Raw genomic sequence first — 24,060 nt, 5'->3', positions numbered from 1 at the left:
ATGGTTACAGCTCACGTTGAAAGATGCGGGAGAAACGCGGCTGATTTGTCCGTTTCATATTGCCGGAATGGATGTCAGGGAGCGATTTCTCTCAGATTAGTACAAGCCCTCCATCGTGAACTGTCCCCGTAATGTTGGACACTGTTTCATCGGAGGATCCCCTCGACCATCTTGATATATATTGGTCGGGGGGCTTCAACAGCACTTTATAATTCTGTGTTCTATCAACTTTGGGTGTTCTATTGTCAATGCCCCTAAGACAGAGATAACTTTATTTTACTATGTCGATAAGGGCCGATAAGAGGTCGCTGAAGGTTTCGTACTCTTCAATAACGTAATCAGTTGATGCTTTGTCACGAATTTGAAAACATTTCTCTTTGAAGCTGTACACGAATACGGACATTCCATCTTCACCAATCAGCAGTTTGTCTGTCAGATTGGGATCAACGTAGACGTCATTATCGCGCGTATCAATGTTCCTGATATAGATATTTGACCATGCCAACTCACCATTCTCTGCCTGCGTCAGGCTATACAGGGTGAGTCCGTTGTATTCCAGACCATCCATGACTTCGAGCATATCGGCGTAGTCCTGGCGATTCATCACTAGTTTCTGAATATCCGAGTAAACACCGCGTTTAGTTTCATCCCATTCCATTGGCGCAGGATTGCGCTTCAAGTCCGTAATAACATCTGGTGCTATTGGGCTGGCTATCGGGTAACTATCGGAAATCATCAAATTTTTGAAGATACCCATTATCTGAATTGTGTTATTCATATCGTTTTCACTTCCCTACAGGGTAAATTACGCCGTTCGGCGAAGGCCATAAAACGTTAGTGCTGGCGTTGTATGGGAGGTCTTTAGTGATTATCGCCTGTGTCTTTGAAAGCGCGGAGTGATATGGCGAGTTTTGGATCAGTATCAGATTATTCAAAGCATTTGTTCCACTGTCATCGAGTGGGATCTTGTGGTGAACCTGCCAACCGGGCGGCACTTTACCATCGGCAAGGCGTATAAGATTGTTAGAATCAAACGTTGATAGTGCATCAGGGTGCCCGGAAATCGATTTGAGGAAGTTGGGACGAACAGAACTGTTGAACTCACCACGTAGCGCGGCATATTCAGCGCGGTCACGGCGAACATAGTTCAACTCTGACACGTTGACATCATCCAGGAGAACGTGTGCCTTTTTGTATTTTCCCAGATAGCTGGTCAATTCTTCCGCAGCAACTGGGTTACGGACAACCAGCAGTGAAGCAGCTGCGACCATCATCCCGGAAGTGGTTTCGTTGAGAACGCTGTCGTATCCCTTCACCGCATCACCGCCTAACTGTTCGGCGGTCTTTCTGAATCCTTCCGGATTGCCATTATAAATCCCGCCAGCGGCCAGAAGCCTTCCCGCAGCTTTGCTGTTGATAGTATTACCTGTCTGTGGGCGCTGAGCCGGATTACCTCTGGTGGCTACGGGGCGGACAAGCTGTCGTCTTATCACAACTTCAAGGCGAGAACGCAGAAAAAGCGGCAGCGTACTGATAAGACTGCCGTCTGAGTTAGCAACACTGCCGTAAATTGTGCCACTTTCGCGCCGGAGTATAACGATATTTCCGCTTCTCACCTCATACAACGCGTCCCGGTAGGCCATATGTGGCTGCTGGAAATGCATGCTGAGATAGCGCCTTACAAGCAGCGAGTATCCATCAGGCAAATCCCACTCACGAATGATACGTCCGGGATTTGCCGTATCTGAAAGATAGCTGTACGCGGTATCGGGGGGAACAATATGGGGAATATCGTTGAGGTAGATATCATCCAGAGTTCTGGCCTGGCAGTTACGTAGCATAATATCCCTTTACGCTATATCGGTGACACTCCAATTATAGAGAATTAGCGTAGTTAATGGAAAAAATGAGCAGCGGAATACTTTTTTGGTGGTAGATCAGAAGTCTGCACCTAAATTCTGGTGCCGGCTTTTTCGGTCTTCCGCGTTTCAGGCCGGAGAGCGCCCCGGCCCCGGACGCCTGAAAGCGTTTGACCCACTGGTAAACGGTGCTCTCATTGGGAAGGTTAAACTGAGCGGTGGCATCGCGAAGCGAGAGTTTATCATTGATGACGGCGCGGACAACCTTCAGCCGGAACTCAGGAGTGTAGTCACCCGTTTTCCATGTCAGCCCGTCAATGCCGGCTGCCGTGCGGAAACCCAGCGGCGAACCGCCGTGCGGCCCACGCCAAAACGGTTAGCCGTCTCACGATAACCATCCCTGCTGTTGAGATAATGCGTGACAACGGCGAGCCGTAATTCAAGGGGAAACTTAGGACTGCTCACTGAACTGCACCTTAATCAGTCGGGTTTCCAACTTTTGGGGTGCAGTTCAATCGGAGGGCTTTTCTTTTGGCGGACATTCCGGGACGCTCAGAGACTGAAATATTCAATGTAAACATATTGACCTCGCCCGTAAGTTTTAGCCTTTTGAAAAACAGGTTTGTTTATGAGGGAAATGATGATAAATCACAAGATTAACCTCTACTTCCATGGGTCGGGCGCGGTTGAAGTTAAATCAACACGTGGCATCACTGGCGTCTTACCATCGTAGAAAAATGCAGAGTTTGTGAAGGAGTAAACCTTATCCGTCATTTTAACAAATATATGGTCATTAACCGCCGTTATGTCCGCATTGGCAGTATCAGCTTGAAGGAAAGGAGCCGTTTTAGTAATTACCTTCATGGCTTTATCGTTAGTCCGATAAGTCAGGCATGAGCAACATAAACAGGGCTGTTCTGTACCCGTCAATCCGCATTCTCATGAAGCAGAACACCCCCCGCTAAAAAAATTTAAATTTTTTTGCATCCGTTTTCGCTGCTCATTCGTATTAACAGATAAGGGCGCTCTCGCCCTGTCCGTTAACTCAATGAGGGAAGTGAAAATGAAACCATTCCTGCCAACTCTGATTTTTTCTGCATTAGTCTTCAGTGGCGCCAGTTACGCGGCGAGCATGGACAGCGACACGGTGATGGTCGGCGGTGCTGCTATGTACCCATCGAAAAATATTGTTGAGAATGCTGTTAACTCGAAAGACCACACCACGCTGGTCGCGGCTGTTAAAGCCGCCGGTCTGGTCCAGACACTTGAAGGGAAGGGGCCGTTTACCGTTTTCGCGCCCACCAATGCCGCCTTTGATAAATTGCCTAAGGGCACCGTCGACTCCCTGCTTAAGCCAGAGAATAAACAAAAACTCACCAGTGTCCTGACCTATCACGTGGTTGCAGGAAAACTGGACATGAAAGCGCTGGAGAAAAAAATCAAAGCGGGAGGAGGCAAAGCCGAGCTGAAAACGGTGAATGGCGAATCACTGTGGGTGATGGCAAATGGCCCGCACAATATTCAGCTTAAAGATGCTCAGGGCAATATTGCCAGTATCACCACGTATGATGTGAACCAGAGTAACGGTGTGATTGACGTTATTGATACCGTGCTGATGCCGTAAGGCGTTACCTATACTGTGTGTAGCCACTTATCGCGTGGCTACATCTTTCACAGGGAAGCCGATGACAAAAAATGTGCCCCATATTCAGGCCGATTTAATGAATCAGATAGCCGTCGGCGATAAAGCTGCTCTTGAGCAGCTTTATCGCGTTCTGTCGCCCCGACTCTATGGGATCATTCTGCGAATGGTGAGACGCCGGGACTGGGCAGAAGAGATCCTTCACGATACGTTTATCCAAATCTGGCAGTCGGCTAACTATTACGACGATAAGCGCAGTGAGCCGCATATCTGGCTCAGTCACATCGCCAGAAATCGGGCGATTGATTTCCTTCGTAAACATGAAAACAGAAGCTGTTCCGTGGATGAGATCAGCGAAGCGGAAGCAGGTTTCCAGACGCCACTTCCTGCCGATGCGAGTCATGCGGAGGCGCGTCGCCTTCAGCACTGCATGGCGCACTTACCCTCTGAGCAGCGACAAAGCATTTCGCTCGCCTATTATCGTGGCCTCTCACAGAGTGAGATTGCGCTCTCAATGAGTCAGCCTGAAGGGACGGTGAAAAGCTGGATCCGTCGCGCGTTAACCCATCTTCGGGAGTGCATAGGCCTATGACTGGTCAGGAACAACATGATCTTACTGCCGCGGAATATGTGCTTGGTCTTACCGATGATGTGACCCGTCATCGGCTGGATAAACGCCTCAATAACGATTCAGTATTCGCCGCGGAAGTGCTGAACTGGCAGAAAGCGTTCAGCGGCATTGATCTGCTCACTCACGCCGTTATCCCGCCTTCTGCGGTCTGGCAGCAGATTGAGCAGGATCTTGGCCGGAATGCAGGCGTCTCTGGCACGCCATCAATCCGCAGGCATCCTGGCTTCTGGCTCGGCTGGGGCCTGGCGGCGGCAATGGCTGGCATCCTCATTTTCACCCATTTAAGCAAGCCGGATGCCCCACAGTCTCTGCAGCCGATTGCGGTACTCAGCGGCGCACAGCCCGATGCACAGTTTGTGGTGAATCTGGATAAGTCAGCTTCACTCCTTCAGGTTTCGGCGCTGAACATCACGCTGCCAGAGAATAAAAACCTGCAGCTCTGGCTGATCAGGGGCAGTGCTGCGCCACAATCTCTGGGGCTGATCAATCACCGCGACAGTAATGTTTTCCGGTTACCGCCTGGCGAGTTAGATAATCAGACGGTACTGGCGGTAAGTCTGGAGCCGCTGGGGGGATCTAAGCTCAGCGGGCCGTCCGGTCCGGTGATTTTCCAGGGCAAAGTCACGGTGCTTTAATCATCAGGACGCGGGTCCACGGACCGGGATTCAGCGGAAAAGGGGAGTGGATGGCTTTTCGAATGGCAGGCCTCCATGCCCTTGCCTTAACCTAATCAGGGGGAATGACAAAAGAATGGAAATCAGAACGGCGTTGGAGTCTGATGCGGCAGGCATCAGTGAGCTGATACAGCTTGTGTCTGTGCAATGTAATTTTTCAGAGACAGAGCCCTGTCCGCAATGGTTTATCGACAGCACAAAGCCCGATGTGCTTCAGCCGTTGATTGTTTCAGATGACTATCTCTGGCTGATTGCCGTGGAAAGAGGTGAGGTGACAGGCGTACTCACCCTTTTCGAAGGCAATTTAGTTAAATACCTTTTTGTACATCCGAAATTTCAGCGAAAAGGGGTAGCGAGGGCACTCTGGCAGCGGGCGATTCCCGAACTGCGTTCAGAAATCAGCGTACGGTCATCACTCCTTGCCGTCCCTTTTTATGAGAAAAGGGGATTTAAAAAAGTCGGGGAGGTCAAATTTTTTAACGGCGTATCATTCCAGACAATGATCGCTCAGCTCTGAATTAACAAAGAGATTTTTAGGTTCTCTGTTTCCGCAATAAAACGGCCCGGCCACGCATTTATCAAACCAGCTTTGAGGGTGAGCGGAACCGGGCCAACCCGCCTTATTTATACCCGCGTATATTCACTGTCTTCAACTCACTGACTTTTTGCGCCATCGCTGCCCGCTAATGCTATATCGGGCGCGTGATTTGCAGCGTTTTTACACTTCATCAGACTCTTTTTACGCCTTTTTTACAGGCCGTTCGGTTTAATTAACGGCACCGGGCATTTACGTGACAACGTTACACGATGGCGGTCACAACCCGATTTTGCAAAAAGCGTCTGCAGGCATTAAGTGGACAGGGTGCACATTCATGAGTGGTTTTCTCCAGTTTATTCTCCGACCTCCTATTAATAGCGGCTCGCTGCCAGGCACTGGTGCCTCTCCGCAGCGGGTTCTTAAGGAATACAGCATGTCAGGCCTTATTCTTGTTTCGCATAATCAATGTCAACGTTCGACGCTTACTGCAATTTATGACGGCATCCTTTCCCGTCAGGGAGGCGTCTGGATTAGCTGGGATGGTGAAAGCAGGGTGATGCCTCCGGATGCGTCAAGACCCTACGCCGTGCAGCAGATGGGTCAGTATGAAACCGTGACCTTCCCGTATACGCCTGGCGAGCTTAATGAGGGGTACCACAATTATATTCATAAAGGGCTCTGGCCTGTTTTTCATCAGCGTCCGGACATGGCTCGTTTTTCCGCCAGCGGCTATCAGGAATATAAAAACATCAATAAAGCCTATGCGCGCGCCATCTGCGAAAACGCCGCACCCGACGATGTTATCTGGATTCAGGATTACCATCTGCTAGGCTGTGCCACCTATATCCGTGAAGAAGGATTGACCAACTTAGTGGGTATTTTTCTGCATCAGCCTTTCCCGGCTGGCAGAATGTTTGAAACCATACCCGAATGGCGCTGGTTCACTGACTCACTGTTATGTTGTGATCTGATTGGCTTTCAGACCGTGCAGGATATGAATAACTTCCTTGTCTGGCTGGAGAGCGAATTCCGTATAGAACGGCTGGAGGCGCAAAGCTTTCGTGTTCATGGCCGGATTATCAGGGTGGGTGTGTTTCCTGTCGGAATTGACCTTGACGATGTCCAGTCTCTGCGTGATAGCAATAGCTGTGCTTACATGGAAATGCAGTGCCGCGAAAGCCTGCCCGAAAATACCGTGCTAAGCGGCGGCCATCTTGATGAGAGCTCAGGGCTGCCTTACCGAATCAGCACCCTGGAGGTGCTGCTGCGAAAACATGATTGCTACCAGAAAAATATCACGCTGTTGCAGCTGGCGCCTCCGGCAGCCGGACACGCACATGATGCGTCAGAACTCGGTCACGCTCTGGAGGCGTTGTGCGGGGAACTTAATGGCGTGCATGGCACAATGAACTGGTATCCGGTGAACTATCTGACTCATGGTTACAGCCGGGAAGAGCAGGCTGGTATCTATCGTGCCTCACGCGTTGCGCTGGTGACGCCGTTGATGGCAGGCATGAGCCTGATGGCCAAAATGTATATCGCCTTACAGGACCCGAAAAAACCCGGGGTGCTTATCCTCTCGCAGTTTGCCGGTGCAGCCGGGCAGATGGAGGGTGCCATCATCGTCAATCCTTATGATCCTGATGCAATGGCCAGTGCGGTACATCGTGCATTGCAGATGCCGTTACACGAACGGCGGTCTCTGCATGCCCGTCTGATGAAGGGACTGCATATGCACAACAGCCATCACTGGGCTGAGTCATTTTTGCGCATGCTGAACGCTGAGCCAACTGCTCCGGAAGCCTTGCCGTCGCCTGCCTTTTTTCCGCACCTGAGCAGTAGCCGGGCGAGGTACTGAGTTTTATAGGTTAAAACGGCGATTTAAAAGGGATGGTGTGGACGTCAAACAGCATCACGCGGATAGAGAACAGGGCAGGTAAAACTTTTACCTGCTTATTCATGGGCTCTTTGAGTTTGCGCTCAATAACATGAGGTTAAGGTCCTCATCGAACGAAGGTGTCACTACAGGTCTTAGCTTCACATGAGAGCAGCTATTCAGGTTCGTTCTGTCATCACGCTACGCAGTTCCTCCCTGAGCCAGCGCAGTGACAAATCGTTATCAAACCGTTTATGCCAGAGCAGTGACAGGGCTATTTCCGGTGTTTCAACGGGAACGGGGCTACAGCATAAGCCGTAATGCGTCACCCACTCATCCGACAGCCCGGCGGGAACGGTGGCTAACGCGGGTGCGCGCGCCAGCAGCGGAGGCAGAGAGGAAAAATGCGGCGTCACGTAGCGAATCGAACGTGCCTTTCCTGATGCCGCAAGCTGGTCATCGATGGCGCTCCAGTTCGCCCCTCGATAGGAAACCAGCAGATGATCATGCGCCACATAATCCTCCAGCGTCAGCGGTGCATGCAACGAAAGCTGTTCCGGGTGCCACAACGTACAAAAGTTGTGTGACACAATCTTCTCGCGCTGGAGCGTGGCGGGTGTGCTCTCGCCAACCGAAATGGCAAGATCGATCTCGCCACGCGCGACCAGTTCTGCATCCCGGAAGGGATCGCTGGCCGTAACCTGAAGCGTCACGCCGGGAGCGGTGCGCGTGATGCGCGCATACAGTCCCGGCATCAGCCAGCGTTCAACCCAGTCGCTCATCCCAAGCCGAAAAACATGTGTCGCCTCAGAAGGCGTGAAGGATGCTGGCTGAAACAATACGTTCTGCATCTGTGCCATTAACGGGCCCAGCTCAGCGATCAGCGCTTCAGCACGCGGGGTAGGCTCCATGCCTTTCGCCGTGCGCACAAACAGTGGATCGCTGAACATTAGCCGCAATCGGGCCAGTGCATTACTGACTGCTGGCTGACCCAGATGCAGCTTTTCTGCCGCACGCGACACGCTGCCTTCCCGCTTCAGAACCAACAACACCGTCAGTAAATTCAGATCGATTCGATGAAAATCATTTTCTCTGATAGTGAGCATCAGTTTAATCAATTTGAGTGATACAGGTTGCGTAAGGATACTGCCCACCACGTTGTGATGAAACTTTCTGGAGAGATATTTATGAAAATTTTACTGATGCTGGTGGCTTCTCTTATCGCGTTCAGTCCGGTCTATGCTGCCGAACAGACCTCTGTACGGGATCAGCAAGCTCCGGGTTATTACCGGATGACATTGGGGAAATTACGCATTACCGCGGTTTCCGACGGCACGGTAACCGTTCCCCTGAATAAATTACTGACTAACATTTCGCCTGAAAAACTAAACCATGCAATGGCCAGAGATTCGATGACGCCGCAGGCCGAAACATCAATCAATGCCTTCGTTATCGATGATGGTAAAAAGCGCATTTTAATCGACACCGGGGCCGGTGAGCTTTTTGGACACAATGGCGGACATCTGCTGACTAATCTGGCCGCCGCTGGCTATCCGGCAGAGTCGATCGATGCCGTACTCTTAACCCATATTCATGCCGATCATTCAGGCGGTGTTTCACGCGCGGGCAAGCCTGCTTTTCCAAAGGCCGAAGTGTTCGTGGATAAACGGGATGTCGATTTCTGGCTTAATCCGGCTAACGTCAGCAGGGTAGAGACCAGTCAGGCCCATACCTTTGCAGAATCTGAACGGACTCTTCGCCCAGTCATCAATGCTGGCCTGCTTAAAACGTTTATGGCACCAGCCACACTACCGGGGGGAATCCGTGCAGAGTCGACAGCTGGGCACACGCCGGGTAGCGTACTTTATCGCGTAGAGAGTGAAGGTCAGACCCTGGTGCTGTGGGGAGATATCATCCATGCCAAAGCGGTGCAATTGCCCGATCCTGAAGTGGCCATCCATTTTGATGTCGATCAGAAACAGGCTATCACTGCACGTGAAAGGGTACTGAAACAGGCTGCAGATCAGGGCTACTGGGTGGCTGCGGCGCATATCGCCTTCCCTGGCCTGGGCCATGTTCAACATGAAGGTAACGCTTATCGCTGGGTGCCCGCTAATTACACTACGCAGCTCGGGCAGTAGGTTGTTAACTAAAAAATGTAATAATATCAGGGAGAAAAATTTTGATGTAAGTTAACAGGCGGCGCTTCAATATTAACAAATTGAATAATGTCTTTTAGTTTAGAGGCTTCTCTGTAAGAGGGGCCAGAGCGTTGCCGTACAGATTAGTAATCAATGAGGTTATGGGGCTGATAAAGTCGACAGCGTTATGCCACTCATTGTCGCTGCGCTCTGGGCCATTTCTCACTTCAACCTGAAGGTGAATACAGTCAATGTTCGGGATATCGTTGTAGAAGCTTCTCGCTTATACAGTCCCGTTCTTTCTGTAGGTAGAGTAATAGCGCAGGACCTGATTTTCCGAGGCCAGAACCTTAAAGAAGGTGACAGGGTCATGTTTTACACGGCGCTGGCTAACTTCGATGAAAAAGTTTTCGATAACCCATTCCGTTTTATTGCGGGGCGAAAAGAAAAGCCACTATCATTCGGCACGGGCATGCATATGTGTATTGGTATGGGCATAGCACTCAGCTTTGCTTCGTCGTTTATTGGCCACATGAACTCACATTACATGCTCAGGGACGTTAGCATAATCGAATTTGCAGAGGGTGTGTCTGCGCCAGGTGCTTCAGATTTTAATATTGGAATAGACTTCAATGAACTGGCTGAAAATTAAAGATTTCCGCACGTTACTCGCTTCTCTTTTCATCTCGAAGTTGGGCGATTATGTATATGAGGTCGTTTTTGTGTTTATTGTGCTCGAGAACACGCATAATAATTATCTTCTTGCCGGCTGCGTCTATTTTTTTCGTTTTATTCCTTTTCTATTTTTCGGCCCCGCTGGTGGCTGGATGGCAGACAATTGGCGCATCAAATGTTCAGTTATACTCTCATTGGCAGACAAGCCCTGGGTGCTGATGTTCAATACATTAACGTATGCAATTTCAATTGTTATACTTTGTACGTTTTCAGAAAATTCACAGAATAAAACGTCGGCGTTCAGATTGAAACAAGTATATCAGGAGAATCTATCCTGCATTAAAAGTTTATTTCAGGAAGCTCCTGGCTTATTTATTGCTATTTTTGGTTCATCTGTTTGCATTCTCTTTACCGGATCATTACTTCGTTTTATTATTCCCGCTGTAGCTGTCAGTCAGGGGAATGGGGAGATATTTACCAGCTGGATATTTTCTCTAATGGCTGCAGGCACAATTACCGGGGGGCTCATTTACGGACGGTTTGCCATAAATATTTCACCATTGAATGTTATGCGCAATTGGTTCTTTTACGGAATTTTACTGATTTTAATGTCATTTATTGCCCTCTATTCGCTCGAGGCTCTGCTGCCGGTAGCATTCGTCCTTGGTATGAGTGGTGCATTCGTTGATATTTCTCTGGTGACACTCATACAGTCCTGGTCTTTTGCAGAGAACACAGGCAAGACATTCGGCACGTTTTCTACCCTGGCTAATACTGCTGAAGCACTTTCTGGTCTCCTTTCCGGACTGGCCGCCGCTGCGAGTCTGATGGTTGTTTTTGCAGGCATGAGTTCTCTCATCGTACTCACTGGCATTATCTCAATGGCTTGTCTTCCAGACAAAAAACAAAAGAATATTTCGGGAAGCAACGAATCCGATAGTTCTGTTTAAAGAGTGCCCAAATGGACGACTTAAATAACTGAGGTCTCTTTTAGATATTCAAAGCAGGCGGTTGGTGCCAAAACAGGGCGTCCGTTCCGGACGTCCCTGGAAGTCACTATTTTACTAAAGGTTCTCTTGCACCGGGCCTGAAAGCATGCTTTTTCGCGCACCAGGCGATAATCAACGCAACAGCCATAAAGATCAGTAGCGCCCATGGGAAAGATACCGCACCGGCATTATTGAGAAGCAGACCACCAATGACGCCGCCGCTTGCGATAGCCAGATTCCAGGCAGTTGTAACCATTGCCTGAACGACATCGACATGATTGCTTGCCGCATCAGCGGCAGCCGTCTGCATCTGAGTTGACGCGCCGCCAAACGACCATCCCCATACGATGACGGCCAGAAAGACCACAATCTGTTCCCGCATGCCTGCGGCGAGTGCCACAGAAACCGCCGCCAGTGCCGCCAGACTGAGCAGAACCAGATTGCGCAGATGGCGATCCACCAGCATCCCGGTTATCCAGATGCCAATAAGTGCCGCAATGCCAAAAATCAGCAGGATAAGCCCGACATTTCCGGTCAGCCCCGACAACTGCAGGAACGGTCCGATGAATGTATAAAGAATATTGTGTGCCGTCATCCATAGAAAGATAACCGCCAGAACAGGTCTGACTCCGGGCATCTGGAAAACTTGCCATACCGGTAGTCGGCGGTCGGCCTGCTGTCCCGGCAGGTCAGGAACCGCCACCCATGTCCAGATGAACAGAATGACTGCCAATGCTGCCATGATACCAAAGGGGACTCTCCATCCCATCGTGCTGCCAAGCCATGCGCCAGCCGGGGTTCCAAGGGACAGGGCAACCGGTATTCCAACCATAGCAATAGCGAGAGCGCGGCCCTGCATTTCAGCAGGAACGAGGCGGCGGGCATAGCCCGCCAGAATTCCCCATGCAAGTCCTGCAGCCACACCCGACATGAATCGGGCTGCCATCGTCAGCCAGTAACTGAACGAAAGGGTGGTAATAGTGTTGAAAATCAGGAAGGTACCTACGGCGAGTAATAGTACCTTTTTACGACGCCAGCCACTGGTCAGAACCGTCAGAGGGATTGCCGCGAGTAGCGAACCCAGCGCATAAATGCTGACCAACTGACCCGCCATCACCTGAGATACGTCAAGACCCATTCCAATTTCCGGAAGTAAACCCGCCGGAAGGGTCTCGGTCAGGATGGCAATAAAGCCTGTCATGGCAAATGCCAGCAGGGAAGCCAGTGGCAGACCCCGTTGTGTTGTGGTCTCACTGAATACTGTATTGGCGTGCACGTTGGCCCCTTTTTTAGTTTGTAACGACTAAAAATTGCGAAACCCTCCGGATAACGGGTTTTACAATATATATACCGATCGGTATATATCAGAAAGTATAGGCTACACTGAGGCTTGTCAAGTATATATGTATCGATTAGTATTTATATACGATAAGCGAAAAAGGAGCGGATATGGCTCAGATGGGACGCCCACGGACATTTGACCGGAACGAGGCAATTCGTCAGGCGATGACCCTTTTCTGGCAGCATGGTTACGAGTCCACTTCGCTTGCCATGCTCAAGTCAAACCTCGGCAACGGCATCACCGCCCCAAGTTTCTACGCCGCGTTTGGTTCAAAAGAAGCGCTGTTTGAGGAGGTTGTCGATTGTTATATGACGACTTTTGGTCAGGTTAACGATTGCCTATGGGATGACACGCTTGAACCCCGTGACGCTATTGAACTAGCGTTGCGTCGTTCTGCAAAAATGCAGACAGAACAGGGGCATCCCAGTGGTTGCCTGATTGCGCTATCCGTTAATACCTGTTCGCCAGCGAACGAGCACATTCGTGAGATTCTGGCAGCGCAGCGCGATCGGACCAGGGCGGGATTTTTGCGATGTGTCACAAGAGCGAAAGAGGCGGGACTCCTGGCTTTCGATACCGACGTGCGCGCGCTGGCCACGACCCTTCACAGTTTTGAGATCGGCCTGTCGACTGAAGCCCGTGATGGCGCAACCGGCAATGAACTCGATTCGGCGGTATCAACCGCGATGAAAGCCTGGGATGCTAATGCACTGAACGTTGTTGAGTGACAGAGAACGGCGCTTAGTTTCAGCACGAAGCTTGTGCCTGTCAGAGAGCAACTGTGCGGAAGCGTAAAGTAAGCACGTCTCAATAAGTTAATGCCTGTTAGTGAGTATCAAACTTATTGCTGACACCAGACAATGGGTGTGAGACATCAAACGGGACTGCACGCGGTATGGCTTGCCGCCCGCGATCTCCGCACGCCGATGCTCGCTGAAGTGCTGGCGTTGACTGTCGCAGCCTATACTGTTTAACCCACTTGATTTAATACCCGATTTCATTCCCATCATCGGTTATCCCGATTACCTGCTTATAGTGCCTGGGACGTCTTACCCAGTCGATGTCATGCGTGAAAACCGGGAAACCGCAGCGCAAGCTAGTTAATCTCCGGTCGGTCGCATGAAGGCAAGCGGTGTTTATATTGATATGGGTAGTTTGTGCTACTCTGCTTGTCAGGCCACTTAGAGCGTCAGCTTGTGGTTCTGATGTGTTCTCGCTTTATTCATTTCAGATGCCGTCGCGATCAGCGCAAAATGGTTTTCCGCTCAGATTTGACCATCTAAGAAAATTTCCCACAACGCTTCTACCGCCCGGGACATCCTCGCTGCGGGTCTGAACAGCCGGATCTCTATGGGTATCCAGAGTGCGCTCTCCTTATTAGCTGCTACGGCAATCGAGCCAGCATCAACATCCGACGCTGCCAGTGTTTCCGGCAGCCATGCGATGCCGTCTCCGGCTTTGACCATGGCGAGTAAGGTGGCAGCAAGATCAGCCGTGAAAGCAATATCCATTCCGCGTCTGGCCCGGTTAACCTGTGAGGTATTAGACAGGATGCGGCCCAGGCCGGATTCAGCAGAATAGGAGAGGAAAGGAAACTTTTTACCGCCTGACGCATGGAATAGAGGCTCATGCGTTGTCGGATCGCATCGTGAATAAGGCTGTAAAACTTCCCGTCCAAGCCGTACGCTGAGATATTTCGACTGATCGAGATGAATGTGCATATGAGGATGGTAATAAGAAAGCAGAAATTGCGCGTCACCTTTCTCAATCATGCGTTCGCAGGCACTTAATGAGTCTGATAACAGTCGAAAAGATCCGAAGCGGGCAATTTTTTCGTTGTTCCGCATCAGTGCCGGAAAAAAAGAAAATGACAGCGCGTGCGTGGCGGAAAAAATAACATCCGGTCGGGCTTCTCCTGCGGCCTCGATAGATTCACTCCTCAGTGTATAAAGTGCACGAATAAGTTCCGGCACCTGCCTGACGAAAACCTCTCCGGCGCGGGTCAGGCTGACGCCCCGACGATTTCTTTCAAAAATTGGCGTGCCAAGCCACTCTTCTAGCGAGACGATTCTGCGGCTGAATGCAGGCTGTGTCACATATCGTGAAGCTGCCGCACGGGAAAAATTGAGTGATTGCGCCAGCGCAATACAGTCTTCAAGCCAGGTTAACTCCAGGTGATGCCGATTTTGCATTACAGGCTGCCTCTTTGGCATTAGAACGGAACCCATGTACTGCTTAGGATAATAGCAGACAGAACAATCAGGTCCCTTAACACTACGCTACTTCATTGTGCCGATGAATGCCGATAAACAGATGGCATGACATAACTGATTGCGTAGGTATTTTAGTAAAACAGTCTTTGACTGAGAACTACCGGAGAGATCATGCGCATCCTTGATGTTGTAGAAATTACCAAACCCATTGCTTCCCCTATTCGTAATGCGTACATCGATTTCAGCAAGATGACGACAAGCCTTGTCGCCGTTGTGACCGATGTTGAAGTCGACGGGCACCGTGTAGTGGGATACGGATTTAACTCTAACGGCCGTTATGGCCAGGGTGGCCTCATCCGGGAACGCTTCCGTGACCGCATCCTGGAAGCCGATCCCGAAAGCCTGCTGAATGGCAAAGGTAACAACCTGGATCCGCATAAAGTCTGGGCTGTGATGATGAGCAACGAAAAGCCTGGCGGTCATGGCGAGCGTTCAGTTGCAGTGGGAACCCTGGACATGGCCATCTGGGATGCAACGGCAAAAATTGCAAACAAGCCGCTGTTCCGCCTGCTGGCCGAAATGAAGGGCGTTGAGGCTAATCCGCGCGTCTTCGTCTATGCGGCTGGGGGTTACTACTATCCGGGTAAAAACCCTGGCGCACTGCGACAGGAAATGCGCGGCTACCTGAACCGCGGCTATAACGTTGTGAAAATGAAAATCGGTGGTGCCTCTCTGGACGAAGACCGCCGCCGTATTGAGGCCGTACTCGAAGAAATCGGCAGCGAAGCGCGCCTCGCCGTTGATGCTAATGGTCGCTTTGATCTGGAAACCGGTATTGCCTACGCAAAAATGCTGCGTGAATATCCGCTCTTTTGGTACGAAGAGGTTGGCGATCCGCTCGATTATTCTCTGCAGGCAGCCCTGTCGGAGTTCTATCCAGGCGCAATGGCAACGGGCGAAAACCTCTTTTCACATCAGGACGCGCGAAACCTGCTGCGTTATGGCGGTATGCGTCCGGATCGCGACTATCTGCAATTTGACTGCGCGCTCTCCTATGGGCTGGTTGAGTATCTGCGCACACTGGATGTGCTGGAGCAGTTTGGCTGGTCACCGTCACGCTGCATACCTCATGGTGGCCATCAGATGTCCCTGAATATCGCCGCCGGCCTCGGTCTGGGTGGTAACGAAAGCTATCCCGATCTTTTCCAGCCTTACGGCGGTTTCCCTGACTCGGTGAAAGTTGAAGATGGCCATATTATTATGCCGGAACTGCCGGGTATCGGTTTCGAAGGCAAATCAGACCTTATTAAAGAGATGCGGGCGCTGGCTGAATAAGTTTTCGCTTACATTACGGTATGTTTAATGTCAATGCGCCCCTCGTTAAGCCGAGGGGCTGCGGAAAAATATCAATCTCTTAATTAACCTGACGCCTCAGGAAGAATAAATTTATCTGAATCTGAGAGGAGAGGGCGTTATTGAACTGGCTAACGGTAGCATTGTTAATAATTTCGGGTTGAAGGGCTGGCTTTGATTCAGGCACAACATCTTCTTGTAGGTATATCAGCCATCCATTGAATTATCGGCATTCAGATATTATTTTTGGATTAGATATGCACTGGAAATTTTGAGAAATATCAGGCATTTCGAACCACTCATTAACCCTGGCGCCCGGCCTGTTTATCCGCGCCTTTTGCTTTCAGATCGCTCATTTCTCCGTTACATCCTACGGGTAATGAATAAAACATTTTGACTGATATTCAGATGGATTTGCAATCAGTATTTCTTCCCCCTGCCACAGTGTTAAATGAGGAAGTTATCATGAGTGAGAAAACTCTCAAGGGTCATGCGCTTATCGGAAATAAACGCTGGACAATCATATTACCTGCCGTATTCATCATGTATACCATTTCATTTTTTGATCGGGTAAATATAGGCATGGCGCTGCCCCATATAACAGCTGAAATGGGCCTGAGTCCTGTTAAAGCCGGCTGGCTTGGCGGCGCATTTGCATGGGGTTACGTCGCCACACAATTTACTGCAGGATGGCTGGCTCTCCGTTTTGGATCACGGAAAATAATCGGCATCAGCCTGTTTTTGTTCGGGGCCTGCGCAATGCTTACCGGCCTGACGCGTAACTTCGGTGAACTGGTAGCGATCCGTTTCTTACTGGGCATCGCTGAAGGTCCAATTCAGGCCGCCACGGCCATGTTCCTTGCCCAGTGGTTTATGAAGCCTGAACGGGGGCGGGCATTCGGAATCTGGAATCTTAGCCTGGGTGCGGGCGCGTTTCTGGCCGGTCCGATATCTGGCTGGATCCTTGCACATCATAACTGGCGCCTGATGATGGTGATTGAAGGTGCTCCGGCCTGGCTGTTTTGCATCATCTGGTTTTATCTGGTTCCTAAAAGTATTCAGGCTGCTAGCTGGCTGAGTGCCGAAGATCGGGATTATATCCAGAAAGACCTGGCGGCTGAGCAGTCAAACTACAGGAATGAGAAATCCGATCCCTGGTGGACCATTCTCAAAATACCGGCCCTCTGGTTGATGCTGATCGGCTACTCCCTGCATAGCATGCTCGCTTACGGTTTTACGCTCTGGCTGCCGACAGCTCTCAAAGGGTATGGCACGCTCAGTGAATTTATGGTCGGTCTCATCAGTGGGATGCCATTCCTGATGACGATGCTGGGCATCTGGTACATCACCCGGCGTTCAGATAAGTACAACCAGGAGCGACGACTGCATGCCGCTATTCCTACCGTCCTCTGTGGTGTGGCATTACTGGCAGCCGCTTTTGTGCCGCTGTCATATTACTGGACTCAGATAGGATTGTTCATGTTTGTCGGCCTGACAATGAAGATGCTGGTGCCGCTGGTTTACGTCAGGCTGACTGAAATTCTCCCGACAAAGAAAGCAGTCCCTGCGGTGGCTTTTGTCGGCGCATGCAGCAACTTCATTGGACAGTCTGGCGGCCCCCTTGTTGCCGGATACCTCAAGCATCTGGGTGGCGGTAGTGATATGACGCTGGCATGGGGTGTTCTGGGGCTGTTCTCAATTGTGGGTGGCATGCTGTTTGCCCTTGCCGTGGGACGTGAGGAACGCATCCGGGACTTCAGCAAGGCATTCTCTGTGTCTTCACACAGAGCAGTATCAACACGTCAATAATAAAGCGGAATCTTCACACTGCCATCGAACGCCCGATCGGTCAGGATGCGCGGATCAGCATTAAGCACTCTTGTGCACCTGTGGAATTATCATGCTCATCCCCGGCGTGTATCTCTCTCAATACCTGACTGTTACAGCCCGTACTTCACGGGCTTCAGAATGCCTACAATCCCACCAGCGTGATATGTTTCTTTGTTGTCAGCGCCTTATATAACGCTTTTGCCAGAGTGCCTGGTTCCACACCTGATTGAGCGCCCTCGGAATCGGTCCAGAACGATTTGATGCGCAGTATAGTGTTGATACTCGTTACGCGTTCCATTTCCAGCACGGCCAGCACAGGATGGCGCATTTCGCCATGTTCCTCTGTCGCATCCGCCTGGATCACTGCGGCGCGGGATGCCTGACTGTCAAAGATAACGTGGCAGCGTACGCCGTTCAGGTTGAGTATGCCGATGACTTCATAAAGGCACTCAACAGCCTCTGCACTGTAGGATGCGGGCACAACAAACATAACAGATCCTTCTGAAGCGAAACTTAATGAGCCGCCAGCATAGGCGAACTGTAATCAGAGGAGAAGTTACTGTTTTTGAATGAAAAATGTAGAATTCAAAGGTTACGATAACGCGCGTTATTTTCACTCCAGTTTTCGCTGGTACTATTAATAACTGACGTGTAACCCGATCATGGCGGTGGGGTGCGGATTTGACTTAAGGAAAGGCCCGCAGGTGGCAGGTTAATCGTTCCAGTGGGGAATGTATTTATCTGTACGCGCAATGCGTTAGCTGCGTGTTTCAGCCACTTAACAGGATGAACATCAGATTAAGTTTAAGATTTTTCGCGCTCTTCAATCGCTCATTTCTCAATCCGGCCGTCACGTTTAACCGTAAGCCATCAGTATGACATCAGGTGCTGACTCATATACTGTTGTTATCCGTGTAGCAACGCTGCAGTCAGCTCAGTACTGACGCCATCCAGCACCCTGGTGCATTACCTCTGACCTATACCCATGAACGGTAATTTTAAATTTTGAACATTCATTTCCGTTAAACATGCAGACACCATCGCCAGAGCGATCGCCTCTACGGCAACGCGAACGATATTAATTTACTGACAGCCCAAAGTGACGGGGCGGAAATGAAGCGCGTTATATCTGCCACAAATGAAATAGGTTATTTATTCACCCTGACAGGCTGAAAGCATTATTCACCTTTCTGACGAAATTACAGGCGAATGAGTACTTTGACATCGCAAGGCTATGTTAAAAGCCTTCTGACAATCAATTCTCTCATGACGTATACCATACTGCGACACTATCAGCATTGAATTGGTCTCACAACAGAAACCGGACAAAAGCGCGGTCAGCAAAGTATCTGATTTGCATAACCTGAATTCAGGAGCGTCAGGTCATTATGCGCGTCAGGACCATTTATTTCTGGTTTTTTTTAGTAATTCTTCCTGAACATTCATCACATTAAAAAAATGAGGTAATTCTCAAAAATTAAGATGCTGACTTACAGAAGGGATAAACCTGAATTTAGCTGAATAAGTAAAATATTCTTTAAAAATCATATGGATATAAAGATTTACATTGTAATTTTAAATTCTCAATTTTTGACACTCATCAAATTTAGCGAATAAAATCCACTGTTTTACTTAACTCAAACTGGTGTTTTTTAAAGGATTTGCTAACGTTAAAACAAATGTTAGCAATTATTGCTACCTCGTAACAGTTGCTGCTGGCGCATTATGCCGGACGCTGTAAGCACGTCTTTAATTCCGTTGTACCGGATACAGTCTTCATTCGTCTGAAATCCCGAGGAACTCATGAAATTAACACCTCTAGCCCGCAGTCTGGCCCTGGCCGGTTTACTCTCCACCGCTTCGCTTAGTGTATTTGCAGATGAGGCACAAAAGGATGCCGCGCCTGCTACCAAACAGGCCAATGATGCCCTCTATCAGCAATTACCCTTCGATAACAAAAGCGACTTTGAAGATGCCCATAAAGGGTTCATTGCTGCACTGCCTGATGCCGTCATTAAAGGCGAGTCCGGCAATGTTATCTGGGATCCGAAACAGTACGCCTTTATTAAAGAGGGTGAGAAAGCACCGGATACGGTCAATCCCAGCCTGTGGCGCCAGTCTCAGTTGATCAATATCAGCGGTCTGTTTGAAGTGACACCGGGAATCTATCAGATTCGTAATCTCGACCTTTCCAATATGACCATCATTGAGGGTAAAGAGGGCGTTACCGTGGTTGACCCGCTGGTTTCGGCTGAAACCGCCAAAGTCGGTATGGATCTCTATTTCAAAAACCGCGGTAAAAAACCTGTCGTTGCGGTCATTTATACCCATAGCCACGTTGACCACTATGGCGGCGTGCGTGGGGTTGTCGATGAAGCTGACGTCAAATCGGGCAAAGTCAAAATCTATGCACCGGCCGGCTTTATGGAATCTGCCGTCTCTGAAAACATTATGGCAGGCAATGTCATGAGCCGTCGTGCCAGTTACATGTACGGCAACCTGCTGAAAGCCGATGCCAAAGGTCAGGTAGGTGCAGGGCTGGGCACCACCACTTCTGCTGGCACCGTCACCCTGATAGCGCCTACCGATTATGTGACCAAAACCGGTGAGAAACGCGTCATTGATGGTCTGACCTACGATTTTATGATGGCTCCCGGCTCGGAAGCTCCGGCAGAGATGCTGTGGTTTATCGAAGAGAAGAAGGTCATCCAGACAGCCGAAGACGTCACTCATACCCTGCATAACACCTACTCGCTGCGCGGGGCCAAAATCCGTGAGCCGCTTCCCTGGTCCAAGTACATCAATGACGCCATTAACCGCTGGGGCGACAAGGCAGACATCCTGATGGCGCAGCACCACTGGCCGACCTGGGGCAATGAGAATGTTAACAAGCTGCTGAAAAGTCAGCGCGACCTTTATCGTTACATCAATGACCAGACTCTGCGCATGGCCAACGAAGGCCTGACGCGCGATGAGATTGCCGCTCAGTTCAAACTTCCGCCGTCACTGGCCACCATGTGGGCCAACCGCGGCTATTACGGCTCGGTCAGCCATGACGTGAAGGCGACCTACGTGCTGTATCTCGGCTGGTTTGACGGCAACCCGGCAACGCTTGATGAACTGCCGCCGGAAGATGCTGCGAAGAAATACGTTGAGTACATGGGCGGTGCCGACAGCATTCTGCAGAAAGCCAAAACGGACTATGACAAAGGGGATTACCGCTGGGTCGCCCAGGTAGTCAGTAAAGTGGTGTTTGCCGATCCGGAGAATAAAGCTGCGCGTAATCTGGAAGCCGATGCGCTGGAGCAGTTGGGCTATCAGGCCGAATCCGGCCCGTGGCGTAACTTCTACCTGACGGGTGCGCAGGAATTGCGTAACGGCGTGAAACAGCTGCCGACGCCGAATACCGCCAGTCCGGATACGGTCCGTGCCATGACGCCGGAGATGTTCTTTGATTACCTGGCACTGCACATTAACGGTGAAAAAGCGGCCAATGCCAAAGCCGTGCTGAACGTAGATTTTGGTGAAGACGGCGGCAAGTACAAGCTGGAGCTGGAAAATGGCGTGCTTAACCACACGGCAAATTCAGAAGCGCAGAACGCGGATGCAACGCTGACGCTTTCCCGTGAAACCCTGAATAAGGTGATCCTGAAAGAGGAAACGCTGAAGCAGGCGCAGGATAAAGGCGAAGTAAAAATCACCGGCAACGCCGACAAGGTCAGCGAGCTGCTGGGCTACATGGATAAGTTCGACTTCTGGTTCAACATGGTTACGCCGTAAAAACCCAGCCGGTAGCATAACGCTACCGGCTTTTTTTTAAGCGACAGAAACGCCGGGTGATATTCAATGAAAACTGCCAAGATGAGCGTCGCGTGTCTGCTTTTTTCTTCCCTTGCAGGCAATGCGTACTCAGCCGAACCGCCGGCAGACGCCGCTCAGGCGAATAACCCGCTGGCGAACATGACTGCTTTTAACATGCAGAATTATTACATCGGTGACGTCAGCGAAAGTGACAAAGACGCCAACCAGTTCTGGTTCCGCTACGCCCAGCCTTTCTCGCTGGGTGAAAGCAAATGGCTGCTTCGCGCCTCGCTTCCTGTGAATACTTATCCCTCTCCGCCCACCGGCGGACACCAGACAGGGTTGGGCGACCTGAACCTGTTTACCGCTTATCTGATAGATACCGGCAATCCGGCTGTCAGTTTTGGCTTTGGCCCGCAGATCACCGCACCCACCGCGACCGAAAACTCACTCGGCAGCGAGAAGTGGTCCGCCGGGCTGGTGAACGTGTTGTTTGATGCCAGCTCACCGAAAATTCAGTATGGCTATCTGGCCTCCTGGCAGCACAGCTTTGCGGGCGAGGGCGATCGCAGCGACGTTAATCTGGGTGCTTTTCAGCCGTTTGTTTTCTACCAGCTGGGCGGGGGAACGTATCTGCGTTCCGCGCCAATCTGGAACTATAACTTCCAGAACGACAGCTATGGCTTGCCGCTGGGTCTGGGCGTCGGGCAGGTCATCAAACAGGGTAAAACGGTTTATAACTTTTTCGTTGAGCCGCAGGCATCGGTCGCCGACGACGGTCCGGGACAGCCACGCTGGCAGATTTTTGCCGGGCTTAACCTGCAGTTCCTGAACTGATAGCCGGGGGATGCCCCAACATTTTTACCGGCGAAGAGAGAAGAATGATTCGCGCCACCGGCCTGAAGCTTTACAGGAAATCAGGCAAAATTTCACCGTTTAGCGGAGCCCGAAAATGAAACTTACCTCAGCCGCTGTTGGCTCACTGCTACTGTTATCAGCGATGCCGATTGCGGCCTCGCCCTACCAGAATCTTGAGTACGCACTAAAGGAACAGAAGATTATTTCTGACCTGCGGACACACTGCACGCTCGGAGAAAACATTTCGGATGAGAAAATCCGGTCCGTATTTCTTAGCAACGAAAGCAGTCATGACCTGATCCTTGCTGCAGCAAAGGCTCTCTCTGCGGGTAACCAGCAGGTTTACGCAGAGTCTGTAGAAAAGATTCAGTGTCCCGACATCAAATAAACCCGCCACAGCCATAATCTTCCGGAGACGCTATGCGGCGAATCACAGGACTGTTTGCACTGCTTTTAGTTTCCGCTTCATCACAGGCCAGCGGGCTGTACCTTTATGAAATTGGTACGGATGATATCGGTCTGGCTGGTGCCGGTCAGGCGGCACGTGCGCAGGATGCCTCAACCCTGTTCACCAACCCGGCGGGCATGACAATGCTGCCAGATAAAATGCTAACGATAGGTGCACAGGCCCTGTATGGCGATGCGCCTTATCATCTGGACGATGATGCCCAACTCAGCGGAAACAGCCCTGGCAATGTTATTGGCTGGTTTCCCGGTGGCAGCGCTTTTTACACGCAACGGATCAACCCAACCGTAAGTGCCGGAGTAGGATTTTACGGCAACTACGGGCTGGGTCTGCATTTCGGTGACTGGGCCGGAGAAAACCTGATCAGGGACAGTACGCTACTGGCGGTCACCCTGATGCCTGCGCTTGCCTGGCAACTCAACGACGCCGTTTCGTTGGGTGCGGGTGTCGGGATTAACTATGGCCTGCTAAAAATCAAACGCGCCCGCGGCGATGAACTCTCCGACCATGACTGGGCGCTCAATGGAAAAGTCGGTGCGTTGTGGCAGTTTACCCCGCAGACGCGTGCCGGATTAACCTATACCAGCCGGACAAATTATCACTTCAACGTTAACAACACTATCCGGCTTGACCAGCTCAATAATTCCCCGTCCTGGACATTACCCATTGCCGCCACCGTCAATACGCCTCAGCAGATCATGCTCAGCCTTTTCCACCAGCTAAATGATCGCTGGGCTGTTATGGGTGATGCGGGATGGCAGGACTGGAGCGATTACAGCAACAGTGAAATAACCGTGGCAGGCAATCAGGTGGGCGATAACGGACGTCTGCGTGATACCTGGCACCTCGCGCTGGGTACCCAATTCAGACTCACTTCTGACTGGACGCTGAATACCGGCGTTGCCTTCGACAGCAGTTTCTACCGCAACCAGCAGGATACCTCCCTGACCATGCCTTCCGGCGATACATGGCGCTGGGGGGCTGGCGTGCGTTACCAGCTCGATCCTGCCAGCAGCATCGGCGCGGCCTTCGAATACGCGCACATTGACTCCTCCCAGGTCGCATCGCCCTTGATTAAAGGGCGTTATGACAACCCTGCTCTCTACTTTTTTGGCATCAACTACAGCCGGACATTCTGACCGGGCAAACCAAGGAGGCGCATCACATAACCT

At 50.8% G+C, this 24,060-nt stretch carries 24 protein-coding genes; 16 read left to right on the top strand and 8 right to left on the bottom strand.

All coding sequences use genetic code 11. The annotated features are described in order from the left end of the window. Positions 1 to 271: 271 nt before the first annotated feature. From NR201_RS06305 to NR201_RS06295, 4 genes are read right to left on the bottom strand one after another with little or no spacing between them, the layout of a single operon-like run. Positions 272 to 778, bottom strand: a complete 507-nt coding sequence (locus NR201_RS06305) for a YrhA family protein (RefSeq protein WP_064703955.1) — start codon at positions 776 to 778, stop codon at positions 272 to 274. Positions 779 to 785: 7 nt separating this feature from the next. Beyond that, entirely contained in the window at positions 786 to 1,841 is a 1,056-nt protein-coding gene (locus NR201_RS06300) for an HNH endonuclease signature motif containing protein (protein WP_045140067.1), read from the bottom strand. A 34-nt stretch (positions 1,842 to 1,875) separates the two neighbouring features. Beyond that, positions 1,876 to 2,130: a helix-turn-helix domain-containing protein gene (locus NR201_RS22715; protein ID WP_354438813.1), complete on the bottom strand. Its 255-nt coding sequence runs from the start codon at positions 2,128 to 2,130 to the stop codon at positions 1,876 to 1,878. A 35-nt stretch (positions 2,131 to 2,165) separates the two neighbouring features. Continuing rightward, positions 2,166 to 2,324: an IS3 family transposase gene (locus tag NR201_RS06295; protein ID WP_072044071.1), complete on the bottom strand. Its 159-nt coding sequence runs from the start codon at positions 2,322 to 2,324 to the stop codon at positions 2,166 to 2,168. Positions 2,325 to 2,922: 598 nt separating this feature from the next. Between NR201_RS06295 and NR201_RS06290 the strand changes: the two genes are divergently transcribed. The 5 genes from NR201_RS06290 (at position 2,923) to NR201_RS06270 (ending at position 7,202) form a co-directional block, all read left to right on the top strand. Continuing rightward, positions 2,923 to 3,483, top strand: coding sequence for a fasciclin domain-containing protein (locus NR201_RS06290; RefSeq protein ID WP_033768877.1), 561 nt, complete (start codon positions 2,923 to 2,925; stop codon positions 3,481 to 3,483). 61 nt (positions 3,484 to 3,544) lie between these two features. Continuing rightward, entirely contained in the window at positions 3,545 to 4,093 is a 549-nt protein-coding gene (locus NR201_RS06285) for a sigma-70 family RNA polymerase sigma factor (protein WP_052271357.1), read from the top strand. After that, positions 4,090 to 4,767: an anti-sigma factor domain-containing protein gene (locus NR201_RS06280; protein WP_256849518.1), complete on the top strand. Its 678-nt coding sequence runs from the start codon at positions 4,090 to 4,092 to the stop codon at positions 4,765 to 4,767. The genes NR201_RS06285 and NR201_RS06280 overlap by 4 nt, the downstream gene beginning before the upstream one ends. A 115-nt stretch (positions 4,768 to 4,882) precedes the next feature. After that, positions 4,883 to 5,323 (top strand): GNAT family N-acetyltransferase, encoded by a 441-nt coding sequence (locus tag NR201_RS06275; RefSeq protein ID WP_022624394.1) that lies wholly within the window; start codon positions 4,883 to 4,885, stop codon positions 5,321 to 5,323. A gap of 454 nt (positions 5,324 to 5,777) precedes the next feature. Continuing rightward, on the top strand, positions 5,778 to 7,202 hold the full coding sequence (locus NR201_RS06270) for a trehalose-6-phosphate synthase (protein WP_256849517.1): 1,425 nt from the start codon (positions 5,778 to 5,780) through the stop codon (positions 7,200 to 7,202). A gap of 197 nt (positions 7,203 to 7,399) precedes the next feature. Here the strand turns inward: NR201_RS06270 and NR201_RS06265 are convergent, their stop codons facing one another. Then, positions 7,400 to 8,326 (bottom strand): LysR family transcriptional regulator, encoded by a 927-nt coding sequence (locus NR201_RS06265; protein ID WP_256849516.1) that lies wholly within the window; start codon positions 8,324 to 8,326, stop codon positions 7,400 to 7,402. Positions 8,327 to 8,407: 81 nt separating this feature from the next. Here NR201_RS06265 and NR201_RS06260 point away from each other — a divergent pair, with 81 nt between their 5' ends. From NR201_RS06260 to NR201_RS06250, 3 genes are all read left to right on the top strand, one after another. After that, positions 8,408 to 9,361, top strand: coding sequence for an MBL fold metallo-hydrolase (locus NR201_RS06260; protein ID WP_256849515.1), 954 nt, complete (start codon positions 8,408 to 8,410; stop codon positions 9,359 to 9,361). 187 nt (positions 9,362 to 9,548) lie between these two features. Next, positions 9,549 to 10,013: a cytochrome P450 gene (locus tag NR201_RS06255; RefSeq protein ID WP_256849514.1), complete on the top strand. Its 465-nt coding sequence runs from the start codon at positions 9,549 to 9,551 to the stop codon at positions 10,011 to 10,013. Next, a complete protein-coding gene (locus NR201_RS06250) occupies positions 9,994 to 10,986 on the top strand; it encodes an MFS transporter (protein ID WP_187505819.1) in 993 nt (330 codons plus the stop codon). Before NR201_RS06255 ends, NR201_RS06250 begins: the two co-directional genes overlap by 20 nt. 106 nt (positions 10,987 to 11,092) lie before the next feature. On the opposite strand, the gene NR201_RS06245 is transcribed toward NR201_RS06250, so the two are convergent. After that, a complete protein-coding gene (locus NR201_RS06245) occupies positions 11,093 to 12,301 on the bottom strand; it encodes an MFS transporter (RefSeq protein ID WP_256849513.1) in 1,209 nt (402 codons plus the stop codon). Positions 12,302 to 12,474: 173 nt separating this feature from the next. Between NR201_RS06245 and NR201_RS06240 the strand changes: the two genes are divergently transcribed. Both NR201_RS06240 and NR201_RS06235 read left to right on the top strand, forming a co-directional pair. Beyond that, positions 12,475 to 13,095, top strand: a complete 621-nt coding sequence (locus NR201_RS06240) for a TetR/AcrR family transcriptional regulator (RefSeq protein WP_033773452.1) — start codon at positions 12,475 to 12,477, stop codon at positions 13,093 to 13,095. Positions 13,096 to 13,318: 223 nt separating this feature from the next. Further along, entirely contained in the window at positions 13,319 to 13,471 is a 153-nt protein-coding gene (locus tag NR201_RS06235) for a DUF1232 domain-containing protein (protein WP_080701291.1), read from the top strand. A gap of 161 nt (positions 13,472 to 13,632) precedes the next feature. Here NR201_RS06235 and NR201_RS06230 read toward each other — a convergent pair whose 3' ends face one another. Next, a complete protein-coding gene (locus NR201_RS06230) occupies positions 13,633 to 14,559 on the bottom strand; it encodes a LysR family transcriptional regulator (RefSeq protein ID WP_256849512.1) in 927 nt (308 codons plus the stop codon). 192 nt (positions 14,560 to 14,751) lie between these two features. Between NR201_RS06230 and NR201_RS06225 the strand changes: the two genes are divergently transcribed. Further along, a complete protein-coding gene (locus NR201_RS06225) occupies positions 14,752 to 15,915 on the top strand; it encodes a mandelate racemase/muconate lactonizing enzyme family protein (protein WP_256849511.1) in 1,164 nt (387 codons plus the stop codon). Between the two features lie 483 nt (positions 15,916 to 16,398). Beyond that, entirely contained in the window at positions 16,399 to 17,742 is a 1,344-nt protein-coding gene (locus tag NR201_RS06220; protein ID WP_256849510.1) for an MFS transporter, read from the top strand. 163 nt (positions 17,743 to 17,905) lie between these two features. Here NR201_RS06220 and NR201_RS06215 read toward each other — a convergent pair whose 3' ends face one another. Continuing rightward, entirely contained in the window at positions 17,906 to 18,253 is a 348-nt protein-coding gene (locus tag NR201_RS06215) for a hypothetical protein (protein ID WP_031591685.1), read from the bottom strand. A gap of 1,313 nt (positions 18,254 to 19,566) precedes the next feature. Between NR201_RS06215 and NR201_RS06210 the strand changes: the two genes are divergently transcribed. The 4 genes from NR201_RS06210 (at position 19,567) to NR201_RS06195 (ending at position 24,027) form a co-directional block, all read left to right on the top strand. Beyond that, entirely contained in the window at positions 19,567 to 21,543 is a 1,977-nt protein-coding gene (locus tag NR201_RS06210) for an alkyl/aryl-sulfatase (protein WP_256843892.1), read from the top strand. Between the two features lie 66 nt (positions 21,544 to 21,609). After that, positions 21,610 to 22,401, top strand: a complete 792-nt coding sequence (locus NR201_RS06205) for a hypothetical protein (protein WP_256843891.1) — start codon at positions 21,610 to 21,612, stop codon at positions 22,399 to 22,401. A 115-nt stretch (positions 22,402 to 22,516) separates the two neighbouring features. Continuing rightward, positions 22,517 to 22,810: a YicS family protein gene (locus tag NR201_RS06200; RefSeq protein ID WP_256843890.1), complete on the top strand. Its 294-nt coding sequence runs from the start codon at positions 22,517 to 22,519 to the stop codon at positions 22,808 to 22,810. A 32-nt stretch (positions 22,811 to 22,842) separates the two neighbouring features. After that, positions 22,843 to 24,027: an OmpP1/FadL family transporter gene (locus NR201_RS06195; RefSeq protein WP_256849509.1), complete on the top strand. Its 1,185-nt coding sequence runs from the start codon at positions 22,843 to 22,845 to the stop codon at positions 24,025 to 24,027. Positions 24,028 to 24,060: the final 33 nt, after the last annotated feature.

This window comes from Pantoea sp. Fr-CA_6 (genome assembly GCF_024520895.1).
Lineage (GTDB): Bacteria > Pseudomonadota > Gammaproteobacteria > Enterobacterales > Enterobacteriaceae > Pantoea > Pantoea agglomerans.
Note: the sequence above shows the minus strand (reverse complement) of the source record. Positions and strands in the feature narration are given on the sequence as shown.

Excerpts from the sequence above, each read along its gene's own strand:
- NR201_RS06305 (WP_064703955.1), bottom strand. The coding sequence starts at position 778 with ATGAATAACACAATTCAGATAATGGGTATCTTCAAAAATTTGATGATT.
- NR201_RS06300 (WP_045140067.1), bottom strand. The coding sequence starts at position 1,841 with ATGCTACGTAACTGCCAGGCCAGAACTCTGGATGATATCTACCTCAAC.
- NR201_RS06290 (WP_033768877.1), top strand. The coding sequence starts at position 2,923 with ATGAAACCATTCCTGCCAACTCTGATTTTTTCTGCATTAGTCTTCAGT.
- NR201_RS06285 (WP_052271357.1), top strand. The coding sequence starts at position 3,545 with ATGACAAAAAATGTGCCCCATATTCAGGCCGATTTAATGAATCAGATA.
- NR201_RS06280 (WP_256849518.1), top strand. The coding sequence starts at position 4,090 with ATGACTGGTCAGGAACAACATGATCTTACTGCCGCGGAATATGTGCTT.
- NR201_RS06275 (WP_022624394.1), top strand. The coding sequence starts at position 4,883 with ATGGAAATCAGAACGGCGTTGGAGTCTGATGCGGCAGGCATCAGTGAG.
- NR201_RS06270 (WP_256849517.1), top strand. The coding sequence starts at position 5,778 with ATGTCAGGCCTTATTCTTGTTTCGCATAATCAATGTCAACGTTCGACG.
- NR201_RS06265 (WP_256849516.1), bottom strand. The coding sequence starts at position 8,326 with ATGCTCACTATCAGAGAAAATGATTTTCATCGAATCGATCTGAATTTA.
- NR201_RS06260 (WP_256849515.1), top strand. The coding sequence starts at position 8,408 with ATGAAAATTTTACTGATGCTGGTGGCTTCTCTTATCGCGTTCAGTCCG.
- NR201_RS06255 (WP_256849514.1), top strand. The coding sequence starts at position 9,549 with ATGCCACTCATTGTCGCTGCGCTCTGGGCCATTTCTCACTTCAACCTG.
- NR201_RS06250 (WP_187505819.1), top strand. The coding sequence starts at position 9,994 with ATGAACTGGCTGAAAATTAAAGATTTCCGCACGTTACTCGCTTCTCTT.
- NR201_RS06240 (WP_033773452.1), top strand. The coding sequence starts at position 12,475 with ATGGCTCAGATGGGACGCCCACGGACATTTGACCGGAACGAGGCAATT.
- NR201_RS06230 (WP_256849512.1), bottom strand. The coding sequence starts at position 14,559 with ATGCAAAATCGGCATCACCTGGAGTTAACCTGGCTTGAAGACTGTATT.
- NR201_RS06225 (WP_256849511.1), top strand. The coding sequence starts at position 14,752 with ATGCGCATCCTTGATGTTGTAGAAATTACCAAACCCATTGCTTCCCCT.
- NR201_RS06220 (WP_256849510.1), top strand. The coding sequence starts at position 16,399 with ATGAGTGAGAAAACTCTCAAGGGTCATGCGCTTATCGGAAATAAACGC.
- NR201_RS06215 (WP_031591685.1), bottom strand. The coding sequence starts at position 18,253 with ATGTTTGTTGTGCCCGCATCCTACAGTGCAGAGGCTGTTGAGTGCCTT.
- NR201_RS06210 (WP_256843892.1), top strand. The coding sequence starts at position 19,567 with ATGAAATTAACACCTCTAGCCCGCAGTCTGGCCCTGGCCGGTTTACTC.
- NR201_RS06205 (WP_256843891.1), top strand. The coding sequence starts at position 21,610 with ATGAAAACTGCCAAGATGAGCGTCGCGTGTCTGCTTTTTTCTTCCCTT.
- NR201_RS06200 (WP_256843890.1), top strand. The coding sequence starts at position 22,517 with ATGAAACTTACCTCAGCCGCTGTTGGCTCACTGCTACTGTTATCAGCG.
- NR201_RS06195 (WP_256849509.1), top strand. The coding sequence starts at position 22,843 with ATGCGGCGAATCACAGGACTGTTTGCACTGCTTTTAGTTTCCGCTTCA.